Here is a 10,026-nt window from a genome sequence, read left to right on the forward strand (position 1 = left end):
ACCGCCGAGGGCATCAATTCCAAAATTCAGATGCTCAAGAGCAATGCCAGAGGCTTGCCAAATTTCCGCTCCCTCCGCACTCGCGTCCTCTTCCACTGCGGCCGTCTCGACCTCTCTCCACACACAGTTTGAAGCAGAACCCTAGGTAAGAAGTTCGGCGTGACGTGGAAAGGCCGTGATTACAACCCCTCCAACTGGCAACTAGCCGACGGCATCAATAAAGCACTTTCCACCGCCAATGGATCTCTCTATGCCCTGACAGCCGCCGTCTGCTGTTCCATGGGATTCCTCCCCCAGCTGGGATTCGTCCATCAAGCCGGAACACTCCCTTTCGTCTACGATGTCGCCGATCTCTACAAACACGAAACCTCGTGGCCTGCCGCCTTCGAGGCAGCCTCCATCGAGCCCAATCCTCCCTCCTCTCTCACGAGGAAAATCCTCAAAAGAAACATCGAAACCACGCGTATGCTCCAGCGCATGCCTGAGGACTTGAAAGCACTCTTCGAAGGACTCCCCGGCCAAGAATCAACAACCCCATCACCACACCCTCTACAACCGGAAACTTGACTCCGAGATGACAGTCCTCGTAGCAAACGACACGCCACCGGCAATCCGAGGACATTTGAAGCGCTGGTTTATTGAGCCTACGCCCAATGTCTTCGTTGGCACAATGAACGTCAGAACTTACCGGAAAGTCCTCGATTTTGTTCTCCGCCACGCAGGCACCGAATTTGGCCTGCTTGCAATCACCTCTGCACCCAACTGCCAAGGCTATCAGCTTGAGCGAATTGGCCCTACAGGCAAATCAGGGCGCAATGAGGTCAACTTATCCGGCATTCCTCTGATTGCAGAGAAATGGGAAGCCGATGACTGCCCGTTTTGAATAGCAAGCAGGGACATTTTGACACGGCCTTGAATACCACCAAATTTCTACTGCAGCCCGCATAACTCACTGAATTACCAGAGCTTTCCCCACACACGTGGGGATGACCCGGCAGCTTCCCCTATGGAGGCCTTCTCAGCCAAGCTTTCCCCACACACGTGGGGATGACCCGCAATGGTTTGTCAGTTTGCTTCTTCAATCATTGCTTTCCCCACACACGTGTGGATGACCCGCCACCCGCCCCCTTGACCGCTACAGGCGGCAAGCTTTCCCCACACACGTGGATCGGCAGTGACGGCCTCGTCGCTTTCCCCACACAGGTGGGGATGACCCGATTTTGTCTCGCTGGGGTCAGTCGCTGGGGTCAGTCAACAAATCCTGAATCAAGCTGCGTTAGTCGATCACTGCCTTCACACCCACCACTGATGGCCTGCGCAATCAGCATCCGGCAAAAGGGATCGCCATGATGGTCGGGCAAGCTCGCGATCAACTTGCAGTGCGCAGGCTCCACCCCCAGGAGCCTGAAACCAAAAGCTTGCACCATGCTCGGAATCCTCTTCTCCCAATCCTCTACCAGAGGAAGATCAAATCCTATCCCGCCAATTCTGAGGCCAATTTCCTAGAACGAAACCACAGAATAAAAGATCTCCTCGGCATCATCCATCGCCCGGCCAGCCGACCCCGACAGTCGTGAATCGCCAACAAACCACCACAAGAGCGCATGAGTATCCAGCAACAACCGCATCAGTCTTCCTCTTGTCCCGAACTCTCAAAGACCCCGGTGATTTCTGCATCCAGCGCATCTCGGTTGGTCAGATACTCCACCGCCTCGTCTGAGATCACCCCCCGTCCGACTCCAAAACCATCCGAAGGCTTCTTCTTCTCCGGCTCCTCCTTCACCAGTCGCGCCACCGGCTTATCCCGCCGCGCAATGATCACCTCTTCCCCCGCCTCCACGGCGGCGATCAGCTTGCAGAGATTCGTCTTGGCTTCGTGAATCGTGACCAACATGGTTCTGTCTTAGCTAAGTAAGCTAAATGATCCAAGCGAAAGTTCATTGACTTGCTTGGATCAGGTCAACCACGCTGAACATCGAGACAGCCCTTAATACCAACCTCCACAATTCACTGGAAGAATGGAGGGAAGGTGTTGTGGGGAAGAGGCGCTGAAGCGCGGGGAAGGAAGAGCCGGAGTCTTTCGAGCCAGCCCAGCGTTGCTCCTCGGTTACGGTGCCTGCACCGCGCCCTCGTCGCGCCTTGGTCTGGCCCAAAATCCACTCGGCCATTCTACCAGCCAATTCTGCAGCTTGGTATAAGGGTTTACTTTTATCAAATTCCAAACACAAACCGCACAGGAAAATCGTCCCCACCGTTTTTCGTGCTGTTAGCAATATCACGCTCGGTGCCGACGGGCGCATCATTAAGCTGACCTCCACCCGCGGCACCTCCCTCCACGACCTTTCTTGTGAATGATCTGATGACCTTGCAGGAGGCGATCAAGGTCGGACGCGCCTCTCTCCAGCGCTTGGGCGAGTCCCTCATTCTGGCGGCTGCCCTCAAAGGCGGACTCTCCCTCCTCTCCTCAAAAAATCTTCAGCGAAACCACTCCAAGGCCTCTGGAACGGGGCGGCTCGCCGCCTTCAAGGCCTGGATCATTCGTTCGGCTGTGGCCCGTGGTGTCCAGACTTGATCTTTCCGCGGTATGAGATCTTTACCCTGCTCGTTCAAGAATCGCATGACTTGGTAATTCCAAGCGGGCTCCCCGAATTGCTCCAAAATTTTCCGGTCGTAGCCAGGCTGGTTGTTGAAAATGGCCACCGGCACAAAGGCCTCTTCCAGCGCTTGCACAATGAGCGGATGACTGAGGGTTTCTCGCCCATACTGGACGCAACCCTGGTACCCCGGCACCTCCTGAAAGAGCAAACAAATCGGCTTGCCCGTTTCACGGGACTGCCTGAGCGCCTCCTCATAGTTTCGCAACCACGCCACCTGGCCTAGCTCCCGGTGGGGGGCTGCCGGGAGAACGGTAGGAACAGCCAACAAAAGAGAGAAATAGAAGCACAGCGCAGAGAAAGAAAGAGATCGCATGGTGTGAGTGAATGATTCAGGTTCCCGCCGAGAGGAAGGTGAGCTCGATGGCTTCCATGAACCAGAGCTTGCAGCGAAGTCTTTCATTCCAGAGGAAAAGCGCCGTCTTCATGTTTACTGAAACCTGAAACCCAAAACCTGCCCTCCTTTCTATCATACCAAGCTGCATAATTGGCTGGTAGAATGGCCGAGTGGATTTCGGGCCAGACCAAGGCGCGACGAGGGCGCGGTGCTAGCACCGTAACCGAGGAGCAACGCAGCGCTGGTTCGAAAGACACCGGCTCTTCCTTCCCCGCGCTTCAGCGCCTCTTCCCCACAACACCTCCCCTCCATTCTACCAGTGAACTCTCGAGCTTGGTATCACTCCCCATTTCCGCCAGAAGATCCTCCGCGCTCTTCAGACCGCTCGACCCGATTTGCCTTTGGGCTCCATCGAGGCTCTTTTCAATAATTCATAAGGTAATCACCTTTTCATCGATTCAGGGTCCCGACGTACCAAGCCACGACTTCCGGCCCGGCGAAGAACCAAAAGAGCGCCCCAAAGGCCAACCAAGGACCAAAGGGCAGCTTGGCTGCCCACTCTTGGCGACCTACGAGCCGCGCCAGAATCGTTCCCAAGAGCCCGCCCACCGACCCACCAAGGATGGAGAAAAGCGCCCCCTCCCAGCCGAGGAACGCGCCAATCATGGCCAGCAACTTGACATCGCCAAAGCCCATGGCCTCCCGGGGAATGGTGATGCCTTTGGTTCTCCCAGAGAGCTGGGTGACCGTTTCCAGCGAGGTCTCTTTGCCGCCAAACAAGAAGCGATCGGAATAGATCACTAGCTCCCCGGCGCCGCGCTTTTTCCCATCCACCGAGAAAGAGGCGCAATCGATCAGCAGGCGGTCCTTCTTCCGATAGAAGAACTCATTCCAAGGATGCTCTTCGTCCTCCAAAAAAAGGAAGATTTCCTCATCCCGCTCCTCCACTTTCCAGGGCTTCGCTGCGTCGAAGGCGAATTTCTTGCGCCCGAAAGCGAGCTTTCCCAATTCACTCACGGCGAAGAGCGTTCCAAATCCCACCGCCGCCCCCATGGCCGACGCCGCCAGCGCACCCCCGCGCGATTCCCCGCCCAAAAATCCGGGAATGGCCACCGAGAAAATGAGGCCCGCTACGATACCGCCCAGTGAGGTGCTATCGGGAATGATGTAGTGCTCCGCATCCACAAAGGTGGCCACCACCAGCAGACTCACAAAGACCCAGAAGGCCATCGCTAGCGCCCAGTCCTCCTGCCGATGCCATACCCAGAGGAACAGCCCCCCCGTGAGGGCTTCCACCAAAAGGTAGCGCGGGGAGATGGCGGACTTGCACTTGGCGCATTTCCCACCCAGGAGCAGCCAACTCAAAATCGGAATGTTCAGCCAAATCGGAAATTGATACTGACAGGTGGGACAGAAGGACCGCTTGGGGTTGTTGACCGAGAGATTGCGAGGCAGGCGGTAAATGCAGACATTCAGGAACGAGCCAATGACGGTGCCCGTCACGAAGACCATCGCGAGAATCGCCGGATGAAAGTAGACTTCGGGGTTCATGACTGGAGAAAGGCCTCGCTCGATTGTAGAATTGCCCCTCTTGATTGCGAGCACTTAGTTAAGAAACCTTAAGAATTCCCATGCCAAGCGAAGCCTTTCGTCAGGCGCGTCGGGTGGCGCGCAAGCTCTCGGCCGCCGGTCATACCGCTTGGTTGGCCGGGGGCTGCGTGCGCGATGCGTTGCTGGGCAAGGAGCCGAAGGACTACGACATCGCGACCGACGCCACGCCCGAGGCCGTGCTGCAAGTTTTTCCCAAGGGCCGCACGGTCGGGGCTCACTTTGGGGTGATCCTGGTGAAGGCGGGAGACTTTGATTTCGAGGTGGCGACCTTTCGCACGGATGGAGACTACCTCGATGGCCGCCGCCCGGAAACGGTCACCTTTGCCAGCGCGGAGGAAGACGCCCAGCGGCGCGACTTCACCATCAATGGCATGTTCCAAGAACCGGAGAGCCTGGAGGTGATCGATTATGTCGGCGGACAGGAGGATCTGACCGCGGGCCGACTGCGGGCCGTGGGGGAGGCGGCGCGTCGCTTCGCCGAGGATCGACTCCGCCTGCTGCGAGCGGTCCGCTTCGCCAGCCGACTTGGTTTCGAAATCGAGCCCCGCACCTGGGACGCCCTGGCCGCGCAGGCCGATCGCATCACCGAAATCAGTCCCGAGCGAATCCGCGAAGAGTTGGATCAGATCCTTGTTTCTCCAGAACGCCTCCGGGGCTTCGATCTTCTGGTCCAGTCAGGCCTGATGGCCGCCATTCTCCCGGAAATCATCGCCTTGCAGGGCTGCGAGCAGCCCCCTCAGTGGCATCCGGAGGGCGATGTCTTCGTTCACACCCGCCTCATGCTGAAAATGCTGCCCCCGCAGGCTTCGCGGGAACTGGTTTGGGCCGTGCTCTTGCACGACATCGCCAAGCCGGCTGCCCGGACCGTGGACGCGGACGGCCGCATTCGCTTCAATGGGCACGACAGCTTGGGCGCGGACCTAGCGGTCGCCATCTTGCAGCGTCTCAAGCACTCCAATCAAGTCATCGAGGACGTCCGCGAAATGGTGGCCCGTCATATGCAGTTCATGCATGTGCAGGACATGCGGGTCGCCAAGCTCAAACGCTTTATGGCGCGGCCGACCTTCGCGGAGGAAATGGAATTGCACCGAGTGGATTGTACCAGCAGCAACGGCTTGACCGACAATTACCAATTCCTCCAGGCCAAGGAAGCCGAGTTCGCTCGCGAGCCACTCATCCCGCCTCCCCTAGTCACGGGGCACGATCTCTTGGCGCGCGGATGCGCTCCCGGGCCGGAAATCGGCCGCATTTTAGAAGAAATTCAGAATCTCCAGCTTGAAGGATCGCTGGAGACCCGCGAAGGAGCACTGGCCGCGCTCGACCGCCTCCTTCCTCAACCCAATTCCTAGCCCATGTCTTCTGAAAACTGGTTCTACGCCGCCGATGGCACCCAACAAGGTCCGGTCGGATTTTACCAACTCCGCACCCTCGCCCAGGAGGGAACCATCAAGCCAGACACCCTCATTTGGCGCGAAGGGATGGAAAACTGGGTCAAGGCGGAAACCGTAGACGGCGTTTTGGACGAAGCCCCCGCTTCCGACGCTTCCCCCGGCCCCATTCCCAGCAATCCCTACGCCGCCCCCTCCGCCACACAAATCACGGCCGCAGTGGAGACGGACTTTGAACTGATCCCCAAGAATCTCCCCGAGCCTCCGGTCAAACTGGACCTCGGCTTCTGTCTCTCGCAGGGCTGGAAACTCATGAAAGCGAATTTCGTGAGCCTGTTCCTTTTTGGCTTGGTCTACCTCATCATCTTGATCCTCGTTTCGGCCCTCTTCCAAGCCCTCTATGAACCTCTCGGGATTGAAACCGTCCCCGACCCCAATAATCCCTTCACCCCGACAGTGATCTCGGGCTTTGGCCAAGCCTTCCTCTTGGAATTTCTCTCCACCCTGATTGAGATTTTTCTGGGCTTGGGGTCGGCTCGCTACCTCTTGAACCTCATTTCCGGAGAAGACTTCGAACTATCCGATCTCTTTTCCCAAGGGGACAAAGTGTTCAAAACCTTATTGGCCACCATCCTCTACTTCATCGCCGTAAGCATCGGCCTGATTTTCCTGGTCGTCCCTGGGATCATCGTCGCCATCCGCTTGGGACATTACCAAACCGTCATCGTAGAACGAAACTTAGGCCCGGTGGAAGCCCTCCGATTCAGTTGGCAGCTGACCCGCCATAACGTGGGAGCGCTCCTGGTCCTTGGGCTGGCGGCCATTGGGATCGGCCTCGTGGGGGCCCTCGCGCTGGTCGTGGGGCTGATTCCTGCCCTCATCGTCGTCTACTGCGCCTTCACCATCGCCTACAAATTCCTCCAGCTCGGCCCCGAGAAAATGGCAGCCTTGGCCGAGCGGACCGGCCGCGCTTGAAGCTGTCTCCCGCCTCTCACCCTATGAAGAAAGCGCTGCTCGCACTGGAGGACGGACGGTGGTTCGAAGGCACCGCCTTCGGCGCGGAGACCACCGCCACCGGGGAGATCTGCTTCAACACCTCCATGACTGGCTACCAGGAGGTCCTGACCGATCCCTCTTATCGGGGCCAAATCGTGGCCATGACCTACACCGAAATCGGCAACTACGGCATCAGCCCGCTCGATATGGAAAGCCACCAGCCGCACGTCCGCGGCTTTGTGGTGGAAGAGCTTTGTGACACTCCCAGCAACTGGCGAAGCGTGGAAACCCTGGATGCCTTTCTCACCCGATTCGGCATCCCAGGCATCCAAGGAATCGACACTCGCGCCCTCACCAAACACCTCCGCAGCCTCGGCGCCATGCGGGCCCTCCTCACGACCGAGCCGCTCACCCCAGAACAGGCCGTCGAGCGCGCGCAGGCCAGCCCTTCCATGGTCGGCTCGGACTTTGTCCAAGAAGTCACCACCAGCCAGGCTTATCACTGGGACGCGGACCACAAGGAAAGCCGCCAGTGGACCCTCCCCGTGCCAGAAACCAACGCCGGCGCCAGCCAACGCGAGAGCGAAGGCCCCCATGTCTTCCATCCGCTACCGCCGGTGAAGCACCGCATCGTGGCCTACGATTTCGGCATCAAGCGCAACATCCTGCGGAGCCTGCGACAGCATGGCTTTGAGGTCACGGTCGTTCCGGCCTCCGAAAAAGCGGCCGATGTGCTGGCCCGCGAACCCGACGGCGTCTTCCTCTCCAACGGCCCGGGAGACCCCGACGCCCTTGGCTACGTGCACGGGGAAGTGACCCAACTCATCGGAAAGAAGCCCCTCTTCGGCATCTGCCTCGGGAACCAAATCCTGGGCCATGCCTTCGGCGGCAAAACCTTCAAGCTAAAGTTCGGTCACCGGGGCGGGAACCAGCCCGTCAAAGACCTGCGACGCGGCACCGTCGCCATCACCTCCCAGAACCACGGCTTTGCCGTCGACCCCGACACCTTGCCCGCCAACGTGGAAGTGACCCACATCAACCTCAATGACGGGACCGTCGAAGGCATGGCGCACAAAGAGGCCCCCGTCTTCAGCGTGCAATATCACCCCGAAGCCGCGCCCGGCCCCCACGACGCTGCTTACCTCTTCCAAGAGTTCGCCCAGCTCATCGAATCCACCCGCTAAATCCCTCCCCTCCCGGGGTCCTGAACCCCGAAACCTTCAGGCCCCCCACTCAGCGAATCCATGTCGAACACCGTCATAATCGGCGCCCAATGGGGCGATGAAGGAAAAGGAAAAATCGTCGATTACCTCACTGAAAGCGCCGATGTCGTGGTCCGCTCCCAAGGGGGCAACAACGCGGGCCACACCGTCATCAACCAAGGGACCAAATACGTCCTTCATCTCATCCCTTCGGGCATCCTCTGGCCGGGAAAAATCTGCGTCATCGGCAATGGCGTCGTGGTCGACCCCGCCGGGATCATCGAGGAAATGGAAACCCTGCGCGGGCAGGGCATCTCCATCACGCCCGAGAATCTTCTCATCAGCTCGAAAGCCCACCTCACCACATCCTACCATCGCGCGCTCGACCGCGCGAAAGAGGCTCTCCGTGGCCAGGGAAAGATCGGCACCACCGGCCGCGGCATTGGCCCGACCTACGCCGACAAAGTGGACCGCGTCGGCCTGCGCGCGGGCGACCTCTTGAACCTCGATCGGGTGGAGGAAAAAATCGCCCACCGCTTGGCCCAGGCCAATGAGCAAATCGAGAAAGCCGGACTGGAGGCCATCCGCTTGCAAGACGTCCTCTCGACCCTCCGGGAAAGCGCTCAGCAACTTGTCCCCCACCTCTGCGACACCGTCCCCTTCTTACACGAACAGATTGCCAACGACGCCAAGCTCCTCTTCGAAGGGGCCCAAGGCACCTACCTCGACATTGATCACGGCACCTACCCCTTCGTCACCTCCTCGAATACGACCGCAGCCGGCGCCTGCACCGGTTCCGGGGTGCCCCCCCATGCCATTGATCGCGTGGTCGGCGTGGCCAAGGCCTACACCACCCGCGTGGGGGAAGGTCCTTTCACGACTGAAAACGACACCCTGAGCGACTACCTCCATGGCCTCGGCCGCGAATTCGGAGCCACCACCGGCCGAGCCCGCCGCTGCGGCTGGTTGGATGCTGTCCTCCTCCGCTATGCCGTCATGATCAATGGCATCGACGAGCTGGCCGTCACCAACCTGGACGGCCTGGATGAAATCGAAGAAATCCAGCTCTGCACCCACTACGAGCTGCGCGGCCAACAGCTCACCACCCCTCCTCCCAGCATCGAAGACTGGCAAGAATGCACCCCGGTCTACGAAACCATCAAAGGCTGGAAGCAGGACACCACTCGAGCCAAAAGCGCGGAAGACCTCCCCAGCGAAGCCTTGGCTTACTTGAAGATCCTGGAAGCCCGAACCGGCGTTCGCATCTCCAGCATCGGTGTGGGACCGGCACGCGATCAAACGATCCCGCTCTGATACCAAGCTGCAGAATTGGCTGGTAGAATGGCCGAGTGGATTTCGGGCCAGACCAGGGCGCGACGAGGGCGCGGTGCAGGCACCGTAACCGAGGAGCAACGCAGGGCTGTCTCGAAAGACACCGGCTCCCCCTTCCCCGCGCTTCAGCGCCTCTTCCCCACAACACCTCCCCTCCATTCTTCCAGTGAATTCTGGAGGTTGGTGTGAGTCGGCCTCCCGCAAAGAAGCGGAGACGCCAAGAATTTAGGACAGGCAACTCAGCTACCGCCTTCATCCCTTCGACATCGCCACCAAAGCCCGCTTTCCCTAGAAGCGGTCTCGCAAATAGAAGTCGTATTATTTGTGAGGTGTATAGGAGTCGTCGATGAATAGGGTAGAGAACCGATGGGATATCGCGAAGACCATCCTAGCAGAAGCCCCCCGAAAACTACAGTAGCAAGCTTTCCCCGGTGGCCCGCGACGTCCCCGGCGCGGTGGGGGGAGACTTCTTGTTCTGGGTGCAGCTGATCCCAAGTGATAGGTAG

10 protein-coding genes are annotated in these 10,026 nt (G+C 59.0%); 7 read left to right on the plus strand and 3 right to left on the minus strand.

Going from position 1 to position 10,026, the window contains the following annotated elements; all coding sequences use genetic code 11:
• From AAF555_11675 to cas2e, 3 genes are all read left to right on the plus strand, one after another.
• Positions 1–132 (plus strand): transposase (locus tag AAF555_11675; protein MEM6912223.1); only part of this gene is annotated, 132 nt, incomplete at its 5' end.
• Between the two features lie 27 nt (positions 133–159).
• Positions 160–567 (plus strand): hypothetical protein, encoded by a 408-nt coding sequence (locus AAF555_11680; protein ID MEM6912224.1) that lies wholly within the window; start codon positions 160–162, stop codon positions 565–567.
• 7 nt (positions 568–574) lie between these two features.
• Entirely contained in the window at positions 575–883 is a 309-nt protein-coding gene (gene cas2e / locus AAF555_11685) for a type I-E CRISPR-associated endoribonuclease Cas2e (GenBank protein MEM6912225.1), read from the plus strand.
• Between the two features lie 744 nt (positions 884–1,627).
• On the opposite strand, the gene AAF555_11690 is transcribed toward cas2e, so the two are convergent.
• The 3 genes from AAF555_11690 to AAF555_11700 all read right to left on the minus strand — a co-directional run bounded on the left by AAF555_11690 (position 1,628) and on the right by AAF555_11700 (position 4,542).
• A complete protein-coding gene (locus tag AAF555_11690; protein MEM6912226.1) occupies positions 1,628–1,894 on the minus strand; it encodes a type II toxin-antitoxin system prevent-host-death family antitoxin in 267 nt (88 codons plus the stop codon).
• A gap of 581 nt (positions 1,895–2,475) precedes the next feature.
• Positions 2,476–2,970: a thioredoxin family protein gene (locus AAF555_11695; protein ID MEM6912227.1), complete on the minus strand. Its 495-nt coding sequence runs from the start codon at positions 2,968–2,970 to the stop codon at positions 2,476–2,478.
• A gap of 471 nt (positions 2,971–3,441) precedes the next feature.
• The gene (locus AAF555_11700; protein MEM6912228.1) at positions 3,442–4,542 is read right to left on the minus strand and encodes a prepilin peptidase; all 1,101 of its coding nucleotides are present in this window, start codon (positions 4,540–4,542) and stop codon (positions 3,442–3,444) included.
• Positions 4,543–4,622: 80 nt separating this feature from the next.
• On the opposite strand from AAF555_11700, the gene AAF555_11705 reads away from it, so the two are divergent.
• Genes AAF555_11705 through AAF555_11720 form a run of 4 tightly spaced genes read left to right on the plus strand, consistent with a single transcriptional unit; the run spans position 4,623 to position 9,502 of the window.
• On the plus strand, positions 4,623–5,951 hold the full coding sequence (locus AAF555_11705; GenBank protein ID MEM6912229.1) for a CCA tRNA nucleotidyltransferase: 1,329 nt from the start codon (positions 4,623–4,625) through the stop codon (positions 5,949–5,951).
• Between the two features lie 3 nt (positions 5,952–5,954).
• On the plus strand, positions 5,955–6,965 hold the full coding sequence (locus tag AAF555_11710) for a DUF4339 domain-containing protein (GenBank protein ID MEM6912230.1): 1,011 nt from the start codon (positions 5,955–5,957) through the stop codon (positions 6,963–6,965).
• 23 nt (positions 6,966–6,988) lie between these two features.
• The gene (gene carA / locus AAF555_11715) at positions 6,989–8,170 is read left to right on the plus strand and encodes a glutamine-hydrolyzing carbamoyl-phosphate synthase small subunit (GenBank protein ID MEM6912231.1); all 1,182 of its coding nucleotides are present in this window, start codon (positions 6,989–6,991) and stop codon (positions 8,168–8,170) included.
• Positions 8,171–8,230: 60 nt separating this feature from the next.
• On the plus strand, positions 8,231–9,502 hold the full coding sequence (locus tag AAF555_11720; protein MEM6912232.1) for an adenylosuccinate synthase: 1,272 nt from the start codon (positions 8,231–8,233) through the stop codon (positions 9,500–9,502).
• The last annotated feature ends 524 nt before the right edge of the window (positions 9,503–10,026 follow it).

This window comes from Verrucomicrobiota bacterium (assembly GCA_039027815.1).
Taxonomy (GTDB): Bacteria; Verrucomicrobiota; Verrucomicrobiia; order Verrucomicrobiales; family JBCCJK01; genus JBCCJK01.